14 protein-coding genes are annotated in these 18,339 nt (G+C 73.1%); 8 read left to right on the top strand and 6 right to left on the bottom strand.

Going from position 1 to position 18,339, the window contains the following annotated elements; genetic code table 11:
• Positions 1-3 precede the first annotated feature (3 nt).
• The 6 genes from NDW01_RS11690 (at position 4) to NDW01_RS11665 (ending at position 7,532) form a co-directional block, all read left to right on the top strand.
• Complete coding sequence (locus NDW01_RS11690) at positions 4-786, top strand: TylF/MycF/NovP-related O-methyltransferase (RefSeq protein ID WP_308211680.1); 783 nt, start codon at positions 4-6, stop codon at positions 784-786.
• The gene (locus NDW01_RS11685) at positions 783-1,796 is read left to right on the top strand and encodes a zinc-dependent alcohol dehydrogenase (protein WP_252819749.1); all 1,014 of its coding nucleotides are present in this window, start codon (positions 783-785) and stop codon (positions 1,794-1,796) included. Before NDW01_RS11690 ends, NDW01_RS11685 begins: the two co-directional genes overlap by 4 nt.
• Positions 1,793-3,064 (top strand): DegT/DnrJ/EryC1/StrS family aminotransferase, encoded by a 1,272-nt coding sequence (locus NDW01_RS11680; RefSeq protein ID WP_252819746.1) that lies wholly within the window; start codon positions 1,793-1,795, stop codon positions 3,062-3,064. The genes NDW01_RS11685 and NDW01_RS11680 overlap by 4 nt, the downstream gene beginning before the upstream one ends.
• Positions 3,051-4,490 (top strand): glycosyltransferase family 4 protein, encoded by a 1,440-nt coding sequence (locus NDW01_RS11675; protein ID WP_252819744.1) that lies wholly within the window; start codon positions 3,051-3,053, stop codon positions 4,488-4,490. The genes NDW01_RS11680 and NDW01_RS11675 overlap by 14 nt, the downstream gene beginning before the upstream one ends.
• A gap of 304 nt (positions 4,491-4,794) precedes the next feature.
• Positions 4,795-6,390: a hypothetical protein gene (locus NDW01_RS11670; RefSeq protein WP_252819742.1), complete on the top strand. Its 1,596-nt coding sequence runs from the start codon at positions 4,795-4,797 to the stop codon at positions 6,388-6,390.
• A complete protein-coding gene (locus tag NDW01_RS11665) occupies positions 6,387-7,532 on the top strand; it encodes a hypothetical protein (protein ID WP_252819739.1) in 1,146 nt (381 codons plus the stop codon). The genes NDW01_RS11670 and NDW01_RS11665 overlap by 4 nt, the downstream gene beginning before the upstream one ends.
• Here NDW01_RS11665 and NDW01_RS11660 read toward each other — a convergent pair.
• The 3 genes from NDW01_RS11660 to NDW01_RS11650 all read right to left on the bottom strand — a co-directional run bounded on the left by NDW01_RS11660 (position 7,450) and on the right by NDW01_RS11650 (position 14,586).
• On the bottom strand, positions 7,450-9,126 hold the full coding sequence (locus NDW01_RS11660) for a GMC oxidoreductase (protein WP_252819737.1): 1,677 nt from the start codon (positions 9,124-9,126) through the stop codon (positions 7,450-7,452). The two genes, NDW01_RS11665 and NDW01_RS11660, sit on opposite strands and share 83 nt — an antisense overlap.
• A gap of 91 nt (positions 9,127-9,217) precedes the next feature.
• Positions 9,218-12,574 carry an MFS transporter gene (locus NDW01_RS11655; protein WP_252819735.1) on the bottom strand — a complete coding sequence of 1,119 codons (3,357 nt, stop codon included), beginning with the start codon at positions 12,572-12,574 and terminating at the stop codon, positions 9,218-9,220.
• Entirely contained in the window at positions 12,571-14,586 is a 2,016-nt protein-coding gene (locus NDW01_RS11650) for a hypothetical protein (RefSeq protein WP_252819732.1), read from the bottom strand. Before NDW01_RS11650 ends, NDW01_RS11655 begins: the two co-directional genes overlap by 4 nt.
• A gap of 399 nt (positions 14,587-14,985) precedes the next feature.
• Between NDW01_RS11650 and NDW01_RS11645 the strand changes: the two genes are divergently transcribed.
• Entirely contained in the window at positions 14,986-15,447 is a 462-nt protein-coding gene (locus tag NDW01_RS11645) for a nitroreductase family deazaflavin-dependent oxidoreductase (protein WP_252819730.1), read from the top strand.
• Positions 15,448-15,498: 51 nt separating this feature from the next.
• On the opposite strand, the gene NDW01_RS11640 is transcribed toward NDW01_RS11645, so the two are convergent.
• Entirely contained in the window at positions 15,499-16,110 is a 612-nt protein-coding gene (locus NDW01_RS11640) for a TetR/AcrR family transcriptional regulator (RefSeq protein WP_252819728.1), read from the bottom strand.
• 83 nt (positions 16,111-16,193) lie between these two features.
• Between NDW01_RS11640 and NDW01_RS11635 the strand changes: the two genes are divergently transcribed.
• Complete coding sequence (locus NDW01_RS11635) at positions 16,194-16,652, top strand: cupin domain-containing protein (RefSeq protein WP_252819726.1); 459 nt, start codon at positions 16,194-16,196, stop codon at positions 16,650-16,652.
• Between the two features lie 19 nt (positions 16,653-16,671).
• Here the strand turns inward: NDW01_RS11635 and NDW01_RS11630 are convergent, their stop codons facing one another.
• Positions 16,672-17,493 carry an alpha/beta fold hydrolase gene (locus tag NDW01_RS11630; RefSeq protein ID WP_252819724.1) on the bottom strand — a complete coding sequence of 274 codons (822 nt, stop codon included), beginning with the start codon at positions 17,491-17,493 and terminating at the stop codon, positions 16,672-16,674.
• A 96-nt stretch (positions 17,494-17,589) separates the two neighbouring features.
• On the bottom strand, positions 17,590-18,255 hold the full coding sequence (locus NDW01_RS43755) for a DUF4189 domain-containing protein (protein WP_308211679.1): 666 nt from the start codon (positions 18,253-18,255) through the stop codon (positions 17,590-17,592).
• Positions 18,256-18,339 lie beyond the last annotated feature (84 nt).

Here is an 18,339-nt window from a genome sequence, read left to right as displayed (position 1 = left end):
GCGATTCGTACCTCCGAGCAAGTCACCAATGCCACATATCTCGATCAGCAGCGGGCCGCCAAGATTTACGGCGACGCATTCCGCACCGTATTCGAATACGTCTACGGCTCCCACATTCCCGGCGCCGTCGCCGAATTCGGCTGCTTCGAAGGGTTCAGCTCGCTTCTGCTGGCGGACCTCATCGTCGAGTTCGACGCGCTGACCGAGTTCTACGCCACGCTGCACCCGCGGCACATGTACGTCTACGACTCCTTCGCCGGGTTCCCGAAGAGCACCAACAACGTCGACGCGATCTCGTACGAGGTGGTCGACACCGGCTACTGGCGGGAGAGTGAGGACGCGTCGCCGCCGGGCACCGAGGAGATGCTGCGGCGCGAGTTCACCCGCCGCTTCGGCGAGGCCGGCTGGACGATCGTGCGGGGCATGTTCGAGCAGTCGCTGGTGTCCGACCCGCTGCGGCGGGAGGTCGCCATCGCCAACCTGGACTGCGACCTGTACGCCTCCACGGTCCAGGTGCTCGACCACCTGCTGGGGAACCGCCTGTTCCCCGACGGCGCCGTCATCCTGCTCGACGACTACAACTGCAACCGGGCCAACCCGCGGTTCGGGATGCGCCGGGCGCTGCGGGAGTGCTTCGCCCGGACCGACGGGTTCTACGACTACAGCGAGTTCATCAACTACGGCTGGCACGGCCGCGCGTTCTTCGTGCACCGCCTCGGCGACAGCCCGAACCCCGACGCCGGAAACCTCGACGCCGGGTACCTCACGGAAGGCGGGGCGCGATGAGCGAAACGGACATGCTCGCGCTGGTGGTCCGCGGGCCCAAAGAGCACGCCGTCGAGCGCGTGCCCCGGCCGGTCCCCGCGCCGGGCGAGGCACTGGTCGCGGTCACGCACGTGGCGATGTGCGGCACCGACCTGCGGCTGCTGCGCGGCACCCTCCACGACGCGGAGTACCCGGTGATCCCGGGGCACGAGTGGGCGGGCCGGGTCGTGTCGGCGCCGACCCGCCCGGAGCTGGTCGGCCGGGCGGTCGTGGCGGACAACATCCTGCCGTGCCGGAACTGCCCGCAGTGCGCGGCGGGCCGGTTCAACCTCTGCGGCGACTGCGACGAGCTGGGCTTCACCCGGCCCGGCGCGTTCGCCGAACTGCTCACGATCCCGGCGCAGCAGCTCGAACCGCTGCCCGAGGAGCTGTCCGGCGCGCAGGCGTGCCTGCTGGAGCCGCTGGGCGTGGCGCTGCACGCCTGCGAGCGGGGCCCCGACGTACGGGACCGGCTCGTGGGCGTCATCGGCGGCGGCGCGATCGGGCTGCTCGTGGCGCAGCTGGCCGCGTCGGCCGGCGCGGCCCGCGTGAGCGTGGTCGACCCGATGCCGGCCCGCCGGCGGCTGGCCACGACACTCGGGCTGGACGCGCGGGCGTCCCTCGGTGACTGGGACGACGAGCAGCCCGAGGTGGTGTTCGACGCCACCGGCGTGGCCGACGTCTTCCCCGACGGGCTGCGCGCCACCCGTCCCGGCGGCGCCTACGTGCTCGTCGGCTACTCCGGCGAGGAGGCGACCCGCTTTGAACCCAGCACGGTGATGCTCCGCGAGCTGACGCTGTACGGCGTCCTGTCCGGCCAGGGCCAGCTGCGCAACGCGCTGGCGGCGGCCACGTCCGGCGCGGTGCGGCTGGCGCCCCTGGTGAGCGAGCCGCTGCCGCTGAGCCGGTACCGGGCGGTCCTCGAGGACAGCGGTGAGGCCGCACCGTTGCGCCGGTTCTTCGAGATCGAGCAGGAAGGTGGACAGTCATGAGCGCACTCGCCGTCTCCGGGGGCACCCCCGTACGCCAGGGCCGTCCCTGGCCGGCGTGGCCGCAGTACGACGGGGCCACCGAGCAGGAGCTGATCGCCGCGCTGCGGTCCCGCCGGTGGGCGATCAGCTGGCCCAGCGACGGCGAGCGCGCGCGGGAGCGCCGCTTCGCCGAGGAGTTCGCCCGCTACAACGGAGTGCCGTACTGCGTCAGCGTCGACCACGGATCGAGCGCCCTGCTCGTCGCCCTGGAGGCACTGAACATCGGCCCCGGCGACGAGGTCATCGTGCCCGCCATGACCTGGGTCGCGCCGGTCACCGCCGTGCTGCGCGTCGGCGCGCTGCCCGTGCTCGTCGACTCCGACCCGCGCACCGGCTGCATCACCTCCGACACCATCCGCGCCGGACTGAGCGACCGTACGCGCGCCGTCATCCTCGTCCACCTGGCCTGCACCGTCGCGGACCTCGACGGCATCACCGCGCTCACCCGCGAGGCGGGCGTCCCGCTGGTCGAGGACTGCGCGCAGGCGCACGGCGCCCGGTGGCGCGGCCGCGCCGTGGGCACGTACGGCGACGTCGGCGTGTTCAGCTTCCAGAACGGCAAGGTGCTCACCGGCGGCGAGGGCGGCGCGGTCATCACGAGCGACGAGGGCATCTACCGGCGGGTCCAGCAGCTGCGCGCCGACTCGCGCTGGTACCCGGAGGGGAGCTCGGCCGCCGGCGAGATGGAGCTGGTCGAGGCCGGCGAGATCATGGGCGCCAACTACTGCATGTCGGAGCTGTCCGCCGCCGTCCTGATCGACCAGCTGCCCCGGCTCGACGCGCAGCACCAGCACCGGGAGAAGATCGCCGGTGAGCTGGAGCGGCGCCTGGCCGAGCTGGGCGGCTTCGCGCCCGTGCCGCTGCCGGAGGAGGCCGACGCCCGGTCGATCTACGAGTACGGCGTCCAGGTGGAGCCGGGCACGTTCGGCGACGTGCCGCTGGGCCGGGTCGCCGAGGCGCTCATCGCCGAGCTGGGCATGACCTGGTACCCGGCCGACGCGCCGCTGCACCGCAGCATCATGCTGCGGCCGGAGACCAAGCGGCGCTTCGCGGCGCTGTGGGACGACCACGGCCGGGACCGCGCCCTGGGCCGGGACTACGGCGGCGCCGAAAGGTACTGCGACACCACGCTGCTGTTCCACCACTCGGCGCTGCTCGGCGACGCCTCCGACGTCGACGACATCGTCCGGGCGCTGGACAAGGTCCGCACGCACCATGCGGAGCTGTGACGAGGCCGATCTGCACGTCCTGCGGCTGACGCCGTACTACTACCTGGGCGGGCGCGAGCTGACCCACCGGGAGCTGCAGTACGAGCCGATCGGCGGCATGCAGGTGCAGATCATGCAGACGACCGAGCAGCTGTCCGAGCTGGGCACCCGCCAGACGGTGGTGTTCCCCCGGCGGCCGGGCATGCCGCGCGCGGTACGGCGGGACGAGCGCACCCGCTTCGAGCTGCTGTCCCCGCCGGTGGCACCGATCCCCACCCGCTCGAAGGGCTACGTGGGGCTCCTGGTGTCGTGGGGGCTCGCGCTCGTCGCCTGGTGCGCGGGACAGCGCCTGCGCGGACGGCACCGGCGGTACTCGCTGATCCACATGCACTGCAGCGAGCTGCCGTGGACGTTCCTGTTCGCGGTGCTCGCCCGGCGGCTGCTGCGCCGGCCGCTCGTGCTCACGGTGCACTGCAGCGCGCTGGTGACGTTCCACCCGGAGACGCTGGGCGGCCGGCTGCTCATCGAGCCGGCGCGGTACTTCGAGCGGATCGCGATACGCCGGGCGGAGGCGGTCGTGGTGCTGACGCAGCGGGTCCGCGACGCCTACCTCGGCCTCGGCCTCACCGACCCCGACCGCGTCCATGTGGTGCCGGACGGCGTACGACTGGCCGACTTCCGCCCGGACCCCGCCGCCCCCGCCGACATCACCGAGGCCGAGCCGACGGCCAGAGCCGAGCGGGCCACCAGGGCCGAGCCGGTCGTGGAAACCGAGCCGGTGGCGGAGGTTGAGCCGGTCGCCGGGGCGGCGCCGATCACGGCGGCGGAGCCGGTGGCCGGGGCGGGGCCGGCGGCCGAGGCGGAGCCGATGGTGCTCTACTGCGGACGGTTCGCGCCGGAGAAGGGCTGGGCCGACTACGTCGACGCCGCCGCCCTCCTGATCGCCGAGGGTGTACGCGCGCGGTTCGTGATGTGCGGAGACGGCAACGAGCTGGTCCGGTGCCGGGCCCAGCTGCGGCGGCTGGGCATCGAGGACCGGGTGGAGCTGCGCGGCCACCTGGACCGTCCGGACATCGCGCGAACGATGCGGCGCGCCGCCGTCGTGGTGATCCCGTCGCGGCACGAGGAGATGGGCGGCACCGTCCTGGAGGCGCTCACCGCGGGCCGTCCGGTGGTCGTCACCGACGTGGGCGGGCTGCCCACCGTCGTCGGGCACGGTGCCGCCGGGCTCATCGTGCCGCCCTGCGACCCGCCCGCCCTCGCCGAGGCGATCCAGCGGTGCCTGGACTCGCCGGAGCTGGCGGCGCGGCTGGGCGAGGCCGGCGCGCAGCGCGCCGCGGGCTACGACCTGGAGAGCGTCACCCGGCGCCTACTGGACGTCTACACCGCCGTCACCGACGTCGCCGCACGGCAACGGGTGCCGGCCGCCGGTGTGGGCACCGGCTGACCTGGCGCCGGGCGGTGCGGGGTGCCGGCCGTCGGAATAGGCCTGGCTGATCCGGCACCGCGCGGCGTGGGGGCCGGCCATCCGAGCGGGCCCGGTTGTCCCTGCGCCGGGCGGTGCCGGGCGCCGGCTGACCTGGCGCCGGGCGGTACGGGGCGCCGGCCGTCCGAGCGGGCCCGGTTGTCCCTGCGCCGGGCGGTGCCGGGTCACCGGCCGCCGGTGTGTGTGTCGGCGGCTGCGGCGATGCGGGGACGGATGCCGGTCGTCGGAGTGGGCGCCGGCCGATGAGGCGACCGGAAGGAGACGGGTGGAGACGTCGATGCGGCAGCGGCCGGACCTGGCAGTACTCGGCGGGGGCGGCGCGGGCGCGATGGCGATCCTGTGGACGCTCGCGGCGGGCCGGTCCGCGGTGTGGGTGCCCGGTGCCGGTCCGCCCGGCGACCCGCTGCTCGGTCCGGGCGCCATGTGGTGCCTGCCGGTCGGCGTGCACCGGCATCTGGCGCTGCTCGACCGGCTTCTGCTGCGCCGCTACGGTCCCGGCGGCCTGCCGACCCGCGCCGATGGGTCCCCCTGGCGGCTCGCGGACGCGCTGCGGTGGGATACCACTCGGGCCGGCCGCGCGATGGAACTGCACGAGAAGTGGACGGACGGCGGGCCACGCGTCACCGTCACCGCCACCTGGCCGGCGGTGCTGCGGGTGCCCGCCGCCCTGCTCGTCGCCGAGCTGTGGGCCTACCTCGCCGCGGTGGAGGCGATGGACCGGCGCTCCGGGCACCCACCGCGGGTGCGGTTGCGGCCCGCCGATTCCGCCGATCCGGGCGAGCCTGGTGGTCTCCGGGAGCCTGGTGATCGCGGCAAGCCTGGTGATACATGCGAACCGGGTGCTCCCGGCGAGGGGGCCGATCCCGGTGACACGGTCGGCCTCGGCCGGCCGGAACTGGTGCTGCTCGACGACGACCCGGCGGGTAGCACGGCGCGGGCCTGCGGCATCAGGACCGCGCCGCTCGTGGTCGATCACGGCGACGGGCGCGGCCCCACTGAGGCCCGCGCGCATCTCATCGTGGGCGCCCTGGACCTGAGGGTGGGCGCGCAGTGCCGCCGCCGGGTCGCGCCCGCGTTCGACGAGGACCACGACGAGTACCGGGTCCGGCAGGTGGTGGTGGGCCTCGGTCCGGCCGGCGCGCCCGCCTGGCTGGCGGTGCAGGTGCCCGAGCACCACGTCTTCGACCCGGTGGAGGCGGGGCTGGTTCCGCCCGGTGCCGCGCCCGGCTCGCCCGGCTACCTTGACGCGGTCCGGCTGCTGGTACGCCGGCTGTTCGTGACGGCAGCGGCCGAGCTGCTGCAACGGCCGGAAGCGGTGCTGGACGGCGCGGTTCGCGACGGCCCCGACCGGCCCCGCCTGGTGTCGGCGACCGCGTGGCGTCCGGCCGGTCCGCCCTCGGCCGACCCGCCACCGGCCGGCCTGTCCTCGGCTGACTTGTTCTCGGCCGGCGTGCCCGCCGACCCGCCCTCGGCCGGCCGGCCCTTGGGCGGTTCCGGCCAGGGAGCCGGGCGGATCATCGCGGTGGGTGACGCGGCGGGGGGCGGGCACCCGCTGCACCCGTTGCGCGCCGTAGCGCCGTTCCATCACGGCAACCGGGTGCGCCGCTACTGGAGACGGCGCGCGGCGGGCATCACGGCCGAGCGGGCCGCGGCGGCCCTGACCGCCGAGGTGGCGGCCGACACGACCGCGTGGATCGAGGCGAGCGTCGCCGACTTCGCCGAGCCGCCGCAGTTCCACTTCAACGCCGACTGCTTCGCCGAACTCGCCTACGCCCGGGCGCACCGAGAACATTTCGCCGCGCTGGAGGCCGGGCGGGCGGCGCCGGCGCATCCGACGCCGATGGACGGAGCACTGCGGTGACCGACACGATGCCGACACCGGCCGAGACCACGCCGAACGACACGATGCCGGCCGAGACCACGTCGGCCGAGACCACGTCGGCTAGGACGACGCCGAATGACGCGGTGCCGGCCGCGATGGTGACGGCGAACGGGACGCCGGCCGGCACCAGACCGGTCGAGACGATGTCGGCCGGCTCGACGCCGACCGGCGTGGGGTCGGTGCCGGTCGGTGCGCGGTGCGATGCGCGGCCGGACGTCGACGCGGGGGCGGCCGCGCCGGATGAGTTCTACCGGCGCTGGGTCGCCGAGAATCCGTTGCTGGGGGAGCGGCGGGCGTTGCTGGCGCGGTGGCTGGACGATCCGGCGCCGCGGGAGGAGATCGCCGAGGAGCTCGGGCTGCCGCTGGGGGCGCTGCTGCGCTCGTTCAACGACACGGCCCCGATCGGCGCGCCCGTGCCGTTCGGCTACCGGGGCGTCCGGTTCGCCGTCACCGCCATGACGGGGGTCTGCGACGACATCGTCGGCGACCGGTTCCCGCGCTTCGGCACGCCGGTGACGCTGCGCTGCCACCTCGACGAGCCCGACCTGCTGCCGCAGGGCATGTTCGAGGCGGCGGACTGGAACTTCATGGACGCCGGCCGCCCAGGGTTCCTCGGTTACGCGTACGGCGTGCGGGAGGGCGACACGGTGTACCTGGCCGGCCTGCAGAGCGATCTCGCGGTCCGGTACGGCTACCTGTTCCAGGGCCGCGGCGAGGGCACCGACGTGCGTACCGGGGACGAGGTGGTGTTCCGTACGACGGAGGACCTGGTCGCCCGGTTCGGTGACCACGTGCCGGTGCTGCGGCGTACGTTCCAGCGGTACTGGATCGACGTGCTGCTCGGCGCGGTGGCGGCGTGGGCCGCCACCGAGCCGGCGCTGCGCACCCTGGCCCTGCTTTGGTTCGACCTCGAGCCGCAGGAGGACGCGCGCGGGCACCTGGTCCACCGGGTGTACCGGCAGCTGCCGGAGCGGCTCGCCGCCGACGTGCGCCACGTGCACGTCGGCGGACGGTGTCACACGTATCGGACGGCGCCGTTCAGCCGCGTGGCGACACTGCTGGGTGAGCGCTGGAGCGCTGTTCCGGCACCCCGGTCGCCTGGGGACCGACCAGCTCGGTGATGGGCGTCGCCGGTGCGGCGAACCGGTCGACGAGCAGCCGGTGCGCCACCCGCAGCGCCACGGCCTGGATGGTCAGGGTCGGGTTGACCGCGCCGGGGAACGGCAGCAGCGCGCCGTCCGCGACGTAGACGTTGTCGGCGTCGTGGAGGCGCCCGTCCGGGTCGGTGACGCTGGTCGCCGGGTCGGTGCCCATGCGGCAGGTGCCGTGCAGGTGGCCGCTGCCGAGCTCCCAGCCGGACGGCTCGCGCACCACGACGCCGCACCCGGCGGCGCGCAGCAGCTCCTCGCCGCGGCCCAGCATGTACTCCAGCCGGGCCAGGTCCCGCGGGTGCGCCTGGTAGTCCATGACGATGTCGGTGACGCCGTGGCAGTCGGTGCCGGGCCCCAGGCGTACCCGGTTGGTCGGCTGCGGCTCGTCGGGCACCAGCGCCTCGATGCGCAGCAGCTGCTCGTTGGTGCGCACGCGGTACGTCCGCTCGGGCCGTACCTCGTACAGCACGCCGCCGAGCCCGCCGGGGGCGACCGGGTCCTCGTACAGGTCGGTGACGGCGGCCGTGGAGACCGGGCCGAGACCCATGATCTCGCTGCGCGGCGGCTCGTCGCCGCCGCGGTGGCCGTAGCCGACGAGGTACTCGCTGAGCTTGAAACAGAGGCCACGGCCGACGAGGTCGTGGGAGTTGCCCAGCCCCTGCGGGTGGCGCGGGGTGGTGGAGCGCAGCAGCAGCGCCGCGCTCTGCACCGCGTTCCCGGCGATGACGAAGTGCCGGGCGCGGAACTCATGCCGGCGGCCCGTGTCGACGCGCACGCAGCGCAGCGTGTGGGCGTCGCGGCGCTCGTCGCCGAGGAGCGCGACCGCCTTGAGGCCGGCGAACAGCCGTACGCCGGAGCGCAGCGCGGGGGTGAGGAAGCGGTTGACCGCGTCGCCCTTGGCGCCGACGGGGCAGGTGCGCGAGATGCACGGCGCGTCGGCGATGCAGGCGTGGTGGCCCTGATAGGCGTCGGTGAGCACGCCCAGCGGCGTCGGGAACGGGTTCCAGCCGAGCGTCTTGGCGGCCCCGGCGATCGTGGCGCCCTCCGGGGAGGTCGGCACCGGCACGAGGGGGTACGGCGCGGAGCGGGCCGGGATGCTGGGGTCGGCCCCGGCGAGCCCGGCCACGCCGACGAGGTCCTCGATGGCCGTGTAGTAGGGGTCGAGCTCGTCGAAGCCCCAGGGCCACCGCAGCGGCAGGTCGGCCTGGCCGAGCACCCGTTCGGCGTCGAAGTCGATCGGGCGGTGGCGGAACAGCACGCCGCCGTAGAAGACGGTGCCGCCGCCGACGTTGCAGGTGGTCCACGGGGAGCCGACCTTGCCCCACGTGCCGTTCGACTGCCGGACCCAGGCCGACTCGGCGGCGGCGAGGATGTCGTCGTAGCTGGTGTCGGCGGTGACGTGGCCGCCCTGCTCGATGACGGCGACGGACAGGCCGGCGCGACCGAGCAGCCACGCGACGGTCGCGCCGGCCGCTCCGCTGCCGACGACGCACACGTCGTACTCGGTGCGCACGTCGTCCTCGGTCGGTTCGGGGCCGTATCCCGCTTCGGTGCTCGTTGTCACGCCGTCCTCCCCTGGTCGCGCGGCCGCCCGCGGCCGGGCGGCCGCGGGCGGTGGGACCGGCGGCGGACGCAAGGCCCGCCGCCGGCCCGGGTCACATCGTGGTGGCGTCGGCCATGCGGTCCGCCTCCCTGCCGGGAGCCGTCATGGCGTCCGCCGTCATGGCATCCGCCCCGGTCTCGCGCAGCGCGGGCGGGACCGGGTCGATCGGCGGCAGGTTGAACGCGTAGATCCGGCCGGTGCGCAGCTGGATCCGGCTCCACTCGTCCGGGTAGTTCTGCGGCACGATGGAGCGGCGGTACCGGGTGGCCTCGGCGAGGGCCCGCTGACGCTCCATCTCCTGCGGCTGCGCGACCGTGGCCGTCGGCGCCGGCCGGGCGAACAGCGGGGCGCTGTGCGCCACCCAGTCGTCCGTGTCGGCCTTGATCTCGTCGGCCAGCCGCCGGATCGCCGTGCGCTCGTCGGTCCCGGCGTCGACGGCCTGCCAGTAGCGCAGGACCCGCCAGGCGTGCCCGACGAGCCCGGTGATGACCCCGCCGCTGTGCAGGAAGTGGCCGTTGCCGAACGAGTCGCCCGCCACCACGCCGTTGGGCGCGACGAGGGCGTCCTGCCCGACCCGCTCGGTGATGGTGAACAGCTTCGGCCCGTACGACAGCTGGTTCCGCTCCATCTCGTCGCGTGGGATCTCGGTGATGAGCGAGATCTGGTCGAGGAAGTACTTCCGGAGCAGGAACTGGTGCCCGGCGAAGAACCGCTTGGACCCCTTCGGCGTGCCCGGCGGGACGAGCCCGGCCAGGATCGGGTCGAAGGTCACGTACTCCGGCACCTCGGCGAGGACCCAGCCGATCTGCGCGTCGCCCTCGTGCCCGATGGCGACCTGGCGTACCCAGTACTCGTTGCCGTCGGCGTCGAAGTCGGACGCCACCCGGTGCCGGATGCGGTCACCGAGGTAGATGTCGACGTTGCCGGCCAGGTAGTCGCTCTCGGCCGGAACCGGGCCGCGCCCGTCGCCGTGGTCGATGCACACGGGCTGCTGCTGGAAACCCAGCCGGCGGGCGTCGCGGCTGTCCGCTCCCTGCGCGATCATGAACAGGCGCGGGGTGCCGAGGTCCACGATCTCGCTGTTGGGGACCCGGACCCGGCGGAAGCTGCCCTTGTAGTCCAGCTCCCGTACGGCCTCGACCCGGATGCGGACCCGGCCGTCGGGCCCGGCGACGAAGGGCTCCTCGTCGCGCACCCGCCGCCGCGGCAGCACGCGCCGCCAGCCCGACCGTTCGGCCCGGTCGGCCGGCGCGACCGCCCGGTGGTAGGCCAGGATGCGCACCCGCGGCGGCACACCGCGCGCCAGGTCCATCGCCTCGATGCCCTCGAGGTAGCGGCGCAGCACCACCAGGAGTTCCTCGGCGCCGACCTGGAAGCTCGACGGGCTGTCGAGCACCTCCCGCATCGGGCGTCCCTGCAGCGCCGGGTCGACCGCCGCGGGCGGGTTGATCTGCTCCGGCATCGACACCTCGCGGTGCGGCCGGCCGTCGCGCCACCGGTCGTCGATGTGCTCGTGGTGGCGGGCGACACCGCCGATGTGCGAGTCGGCGGCGAAGCCGGTGACGATCTCGTCGCCGCGCACCGAGCCCGGATCCGTGTACGGCGTGTAGAAGCAGTCGGCCAGCTTGAGCAGCACCCCATCGCCGCGGCGCGGGACGCCCTCCTCGCCGTACCGCTCCAGCATCATCTGGTCGATCAGGGCGAGGTGGTGGTAGACGTCCTCGGACACCGTCCAGCGCATGACCGAGACGTACGGCGAGCCGCGCAGCTCCACGCCGACGGCACGGCGGCCCATGGCCACCGACCACAGCATCGCCATCATGCCGGTGCCGCCCATCCCGAGGGTCAGGAAGTCGGGGTCGGTGACGCCCACGTACTCCAGCTCGTTGGCCTGCCGGGTGCGCGTGGCGTCGAGCACGTTCGGCGCGCTGCGCGGCACGGCGGGCTTGACCAGGAGCAGGGTCAAGGCGATGCCGGCCGCCGCGAAGCCGGCGCCGACGAGGAACGCCAGGTGGTACCCGGAGGTGAGCGCCTCGGCGGCGGTGTGCCCGTGGCCCGCCTGCGAGCCCGTGCGGTTCGCCGCCACGGTGGCCAGGATCGCCAGCCCGATCGCCGGGCCGATCTGCTGGGTGGTGTTGACCAGGCCGGAGCGCAGGCCACGGTCGCTGGTCGTCGCGTCGACGAGCACGATGGTGAGCGCCGACGGGTAGCCGATGCCGGCGCCGACGCCGAGCAGCAGCATGGCCGGCAGCACGTCGGTGAAGTAGTCGCCGTCGGCCGGAGCCAGGCTGAGCAGCAGCAGGCCCGCCGTGATGCACAGCAGGCCGGGCAGCAGCACGGTGCGCGCGTCGACCTTCTTCATGAGCTTCGGCGCGACCTTGATCGAGCAGACCGCCACCAGGGTCGCGGTCGGAACGAACGCGAAGCCGACCTCGAGCACGCTGAGGCGGAGCACCTGCTGGAGGTAGAGCGCCCCGAGGAAGAACATGCCGCTCATCCCGGCGACCATGAGCGCCTGGACCAGGTTGGCCGCCGACACGTTCCGCGCCCGGAAGATCCCCAGCGGGACCAGCGGGTTGCGGGCCGTGGCCTGCCGTACGACGAACGCCGCGAGCAGCAGCACCGACACGCCGGCCAGCGCCCAGGTGCGGGCGGCGCTGCCGTCCGGGCCGGAGCTCTGCACGATCGTGTACACGGCGAGCATGAGGCAGGCGGTGATGAGCACGGCGCCGATCGCGTCGATGCCGCGCTCGCCCGCCTCCCGCTCGTCGTCGAGCAGCCGCAGGCCGAGCACGATGGCCAGCACGCCGATCGGCAGGTTGATGAAGAACACCCAGTGCCAGTCGATCGCCTCGGTCATGGCGGCCCCGACGACGAGGCCGAGGGCGGCGCCGACCGAGGAGATCAGCGAGTACATCCCGATCGCCTTGGCCTGCTCGCCGGGCTTGGGGAACATCGCCACGACGATGCTCAGCACGACCGCCGCGGCGAGCGCCCCGCCGACGCCCTGCGCGAACCGGGCGGCGATCAGCATCTCGCGGGTCTGCGCCAGCCCGCAGGCCAGCGACGCGGCGGTGAACAGCGCGATGCCGCCGATGAACAGCCGTTTCGGCCCGATGAGGTCGCCGAGCCGTCCGGCGAACAGTTGCAGCCCGCCGAACGGGATGACGTAGGCGTTGACCACCCAGGACAGGTCCGAGGCGGAGAACCGCAGGTCCTTGCCGAGGAACGGCAGGGCGACGTTCACCACGGAGGTGTCGATGACGATGGCGAGCGCGCCCGCGCAGACGACGAGCAGCGCCAGTTGACGTTCCCGCAGGGTGCGGTAGCGGCCGACGATGAGCCGGCGGGGCTGGACGGTCTCGGCCAGGCTGCCGAACGAGTCGCCCTTCGGTTGCCCGAGCTTCATCGACCCATGACCTCCATGTCGGTCATCCCGGCCGGCATCGCGTCGGCCGGCATCGCGTCGGCCGGCATCGCGTCGCCGGGCATCGCGTCGCCGGGCATGGCGTCGGAGGCCATCCCGTCGGCGGGCATCATGTCGGCGGGCCTCATGTCCGGGCCGCGCAGGTCGGGGTGGGTCTCCGGGATCGGCGGCAGGGCCAGGGCGTGCATGCGGCCACTGCGCACGAGCAGCCTCCGCCAGTCGGACGGGTCCAGCGGCACCAGCGAGTGGCGGTGCCGGCGGGTGGCGTCGATGGTGGTCGCCCGCGCCATGGAGTCGCCGCCGCCGGCCGCGGCCTCGATCTTGGCGATGCGCTCGGCACCGAAGTTGATCGGCACGGCCTGGCTGAACTCCTGGGCGCTGACGTGGAACCACCAGTCGGTGTCCTGCTTGATGCCGTCGGCGAGCTGCCGCATCGCCACGTCGTGCTCGACGCCGGCGTCGATCGCCTCCCAGTACTTCAGCACCCGGTAGGCGTGCCCCACCATGCCGGTGATGGCCCCGCCGCTGGTGAGGAAGTGCCCGTTGCCGAAGGTGTCACCGCCGACGACGCCGTTGACCGCCACCCGGGCGTCGACGCCGGCCCTCTCCACGAGGCTGAACAGCTTCGGCCCGTACGGCATCTGGACCTTCTCCAGCTCCGCGACGGGCATCTCGATGATCAGCGAGACCTGCTCCAGGTAGAACTCGCGCATGAGCTGCTGGACGCCGGCGCGGTACTCCTTGGACTTCTTGTGCGTGCCCGGCGCCACGATCCCGGCCAGGATCGGGTCGAAGGTCTTGTAGTCGGGCACCTGCACCAGGATCCAGCCGACCTCGGCGTCGTCCTGGTGGCCGACGGCGATCTGGCGGACCCAGTACTCGTTGCCCTCCTTGTCGAACTCCGAGGCGATACGGCGGCGCAGCCGCCCGTCGACGAGGATCTCCAGCAGCCCGGCGAGGTAGTCGGCCTGGGCGACGACGGGGCCACGCCCGTCGTGGTGATCGACCTTGACGTCCTCCTGCTTGAACCCGAGCCGCTCCGCGTCGGTGCTGTTGAACCCCTGCGCGATCATGAACAGCTTCGGCACGCCGAGGTCGATGACCTTGCTGCCCGGCACCCGGACCCGGCGGAACTTGCCGTTGTAGTCCAGCTCGCGCACGGCCTCGATCCGGATGCGCTTGCGTCCGTCGGGGCAGTCGACGAAGCCCTCCTCGCGCCGCAGCCAGCTGAGGTAGCCGGCGTCCTCATCGGTGCCGGTCGACACGACCCGGTGCGAGGTGAACAGGCGCACCCGCGGCGTGACCCCGCGCTCGAGGTCCATCTGCTCGATCATTTCGAGGTAGCGGCGCATGAGCACCATGACCTCGGACGCCGCGCACTGGAACGTCGACGGGCCCTCCAGCGCCTCCAGGGCGGTACGGCCCACCTTGGACAGGTCGGGCTCGCTCGGCGGCTCCGGGGGCTGCAGGACGGTGACGACCCGGTTGGGCCTGCCGTCCTTGTAGCGGTCGTCGATGAACTCGGTGTGGAAGATACGGCCGCCGATGTGCGACGGCTCGCCGATGAGCGTGTCGAGGAAGCCCGTCACCACCTCGTCGGCGGTGACCGCGCCGGCGGCGGTGGTCGGGTCGTAGAAGCACTCCGCGAGGCTGAACAGGCGGCCGTCACCGCGGTGCGGGAGGTTCTCCTCGCCGTAGCGCTCCAGCATCAGCTTGTCGATGAGGCCCCAGTGGTGGAACAGGTCCTCGCGGATGTTCCAGTGGACGCCCAGCGAGGGGTCGCCGCGCATCTCCACGCCCACGACCCGCCGGCCGAGGGCCAGCGACCACAGCATCGCCATCATGTTCGTCGCGCCCATGCCGAGCGCGAGGAAGTCGGGGTCCTTGACCCCGTCGAGGTTCTCCTCCGGGGCGGCACCGTCGCGGGTGCCGTCGAGCGTCGCCCACTGCCGGCGCACGCGCCGGTTCCGGACACGCAGGAAGTCGAGGGTCATGCGCTCCTCCAGGAAACAACCGTGTGGTTGTGAAGAGAGCGCGGAGCGTGCATCCGCCACCAGGCCACCTAGCGGGAATGGTGCGGAGCGCGAAGCCGCCAAGCCGGTCCGCTCTTTCACCGTTGCGGATTAAGACTTTACCTACCGCGGCGCGGTAATGCCACTAATTAATTGGCTCGGGAGACGATTGGTTCGGTGGTCGCCGCGCGTACGGCCTGTCCTCTCTAATGGCCAATCACCATTAGACGACTGCGGGCGATGTTCGGTTCCTTCAATTTTTGTCTCGGCTTCGCAACGATTACTCGGTGGTCGCCTAGGGATACTGCTCCGGCGTCGATTACGACCCGTGCGTCCCTGACCGTAGGATCGCCTTTGCGTACTTCACGAGGGCGGGAGCGTATGGCCAAGACCTACCGTGTCGGAGCGGGCGCGAGGCTCGTCAATATCGTGTTCCGGGTGATGACCCGCCTCGGGCTGGGCAAGGACTACCGGCACGTCCTGACCGTGCGGGGCAGGAAGACCGGTCGGCCCTACTCGATCCCGGTCGACGTGATGCGGAACGGCGACCAACGGTGGCTGGTGGCCGCGTACGGCATCACCAACTGGGTGCACAACGCCCGTGCCGCGGGGGAGGTCCAGATCGCCCGCGGGCGTTACCGGGAGACTCTGCGCGTCGCCGAGGTGGCGCCCGAGGACGGCGTTCCGGTTCTTCGGCAGTACCTGCGGGAGGTCCCCGTCACCCGGGCGTACTTCGACGTCACGCCCGACTCTCCCGATGAGCGGTTCGTCGCCGAGGCCGAGCGCCATCCGGTGTTCGAGTTGATCCCCGGTGCCGCGCACGCGCAGGCCGCCGACGGATGACGGCCGGTTCGGCCGCCGATCGCGCCGGCGCCGTCGCCGCCGTGGGCCGAACTACCGGGAGGAGTTGGCGGGCACGGCGGCGCGGGTGAGGGTCGTCGCGGTGTGGACGATGCTGGCGATGGCCTCTTCGGGGTCGAGTCCCTGGAGGTCGGTGAGGCTGAACAGGGCCTCGGCGCTCACGACGACCGCCAGGTCGCGCTTGAGCTGCGCCAGGGTCGCGGGGTCGGTGGCGCCGAGGGTGTCGTCCAGCGGAGCGAGGGCGCCGTCGATCAGGCCGAACCGCAGGCCGGGGCGGGCGTGCGGCGTGCCGGGCCCGGTGATCGTCGCGGCGATCAGGGCCCGGACCGCGCCCTGCCGGCTCAGCACGTGCCGCAGCAGGAACTCGGTGACGGCGGCGACGCGCGCCACCGGGTCGTCGGAGTCGGCGACCGGTGCGAGCGCCTCGGCCGGGCCGGGCAGCTGGTCGGCGATGGCCTCGCTCAGCAGGCTGGCGAGGTCGGGGAAGTAACGGTAGGCCGTGGCCTCGGAGACCAGCGCCGCCTTGGCGATCTCGGGCATGGTCACCTCGCGGCCCGTGGTGCTCAGCTCGGCCGCGGCCCGGACGATCGCGTTGCGCGTACGGAGCTTCTGGTTGACGCGGCCCGCCGTCTTCTGCGCTGGCACCGGTTTCCGCCTTTCCTCGCCGAGACCTTTTTTGTGGGAGTCTACTATGCTCACGCGAACGAACTCTCATGAAGGAGCCGAGGATGAAAGACGTCTCCGTGGTCGGTCCGGAGGCCGGTGAGGTGATCGACCTGGGCCCCGCCCGGGTCCGCATCCTGGAGGACGGTCGTACGACCGGGCACCGGCTGGGGATCGGGGAGATCACGCTCGCCCCGCACAGCGCCGGTCCGCCGCAGCACCGCCACGCCCGGCACGACGAGGGGTTCTACGTGGTGTCGGGCACCGCGCGGTTCACGGTGGGGACGACCGAGCACGACGCGCCGGCGGGCACGCTGGTGATGGTGCCGCCCGGTGCGCCGCACACCTTCGCCAACCCGGGCGATGAGCCGCTCGTCATGGTCAACACGTTCACCCCGGACCTGTACGTTCAGTACTTCAGGGACCTGCGCGACGCCGCCGCGGGCGGGCAGGCGATGACGGAGCAGGCCACCGCCGAGGTGATGGAGCGTTACGACACCGTCGTGACCACCGAGTTCGCCTGACGCCGCCGGGCGGGACCCGTCAGTCGACGCCGGGCCCGGCCACGGCGGTGGCGAAGTCCCCGATGGCGTCCAGCACCACGTCCGGCCGCTCGATGTGGGGGAAGTGCCCGGCCTCCGCGATGGGCTGGTAGCGGCCGTTCGGGAAGGCGGCCGCGTAGGCGCGGCCGTACTCGGCGGTGAGGACGCCGTCCTCCTCGCCCCAGACGACCAGCGCCGGCACGGTGACGCGGTGCAGACGCCGGCGCAGCTTCGGCCCGAACAGGAAGTGCTCGCCCGAGTACAGCGCGAGGGCCTGCTGGTCGGCGGCCGACGCCGCCCGCTCGCCCTCGCTCAGCGCGGCGGGGTCGGGGCGGTAGGCCGGGTCGTGGAACGCCAGCCGGCCGATCTCCGCCGGCGCCAGGCCGCGGATGTCGGTGACCTGGGTCGCGTCGTCGGGGCGGATGCCGGTCGCGTTGAGCAGCACGAGCGCCTCGACCCTGCCGCCGATGTCGCGCAGGGCCATCTCGGACGCGACCCAGCCGCCCATGGAGTTCCCGATCACCGTCACCCTCTCCAGACCGAGTTCTTCGAGCAGGTCCAGGTAGGCGTCGGCGAGGTCGGCGGCCGAGTCGAGCCATGGCACCCGAGGGGTGCCGTCGAAGCCCGGATGGGTCGGGGTCACCACGTAGGCCCGCTCGGAGAGGGCGGCCGCCAGCCCGGCCACCGACCGCGGTCCGGCGCCGCCGTGCAGGAGCAGCACGCCGGTGCCGGGGGACCCGGCCGCGTCGCCGCGCTCGTCGATGGTGACCTTCAGCCCGTTCCCCAGGTCGAGGGTCCGGGTGGCGGTGATGGGCATAGTCATGAGAGTTACTTCCCTTCATGAGAGCTTGCTTGCACAAAGGTAGCCATCGAAGGCACCTTCATGCAAGTGCACTCTCATGAAGAGAGTGATCGCTCGTCAGGGTCGTGTGGTGCACACCCAGGTGATCCAGTGGCCGCCGCCCGCGTTCGAGATGGCGTCCTTCTCGGCCGCGGTCTTGGTGGCACCCTGCCCGCCCCAGTACCTGTTGGTGCGGGAGTTGTACGCGACGGCGCCGCAGCTGTTGACGAAGGTCGTGAGGACCTTGCAGCCGGAGCGGGGGCACTCGTTCAGCGCGCGCCGTTTGGCGGCGGACGCCGACGAGTAGTCCCAGGCCTTGCCGACGCTGCCGTCGGGCGCGACGGCGATGGCCCCGTAGTGCAGCGTCGGCGGGGTGTACGGGTCGGACGGGGTGTCCGGCGGGAAGCTGGGCAGCGGCGGCGGGCTGTAGCTCGGCATCGACGGCGGGCTGTAGGTGGGCGGCGTCGGGAGGTCGGGGAGCGTGGGCACCGCGGCCGCCCGCTTCGCCTTCTCGACGCCGACTCCGAAGCCCCACACCAGGACGGCACCACCGCCGACGAGCAGCACGAGGGCCGCGACGATGACGATGACGACCGCCGCGCCGTTGTTGTTCGGCCGCCTCGGGGGCGGCGGACCCCAGCCCGGCGGCCCGGGCGGCATCGGCGGCCCGGGTGGGCCGGGCGGCGGCCCGTACATCGGCGGCTGGCCACCGTAGGGCGGCTGCGGCGGCTGCGGGGGTTGCACAGTGACCCACTCCCCAGAGGCGTCAAGGTTCGGAAGATCGTAACGGCTGCCCCGTCACTCAAGGCAGACCTAAGACGTCATCTC

The sequence above is a fragment of the Actinoallomurus soli genome, from assembly GCF_024055715.1.
Lineage (GTDB): Bacteria > Actinomycetota > Actinomycetes > Streptosporangiales > Streptosporangiaceae > Actinoallomurus > Actinoallomurus soli.
This window is presented reverse-complemented; position numbering and strand designations above follow the sequence as displayed.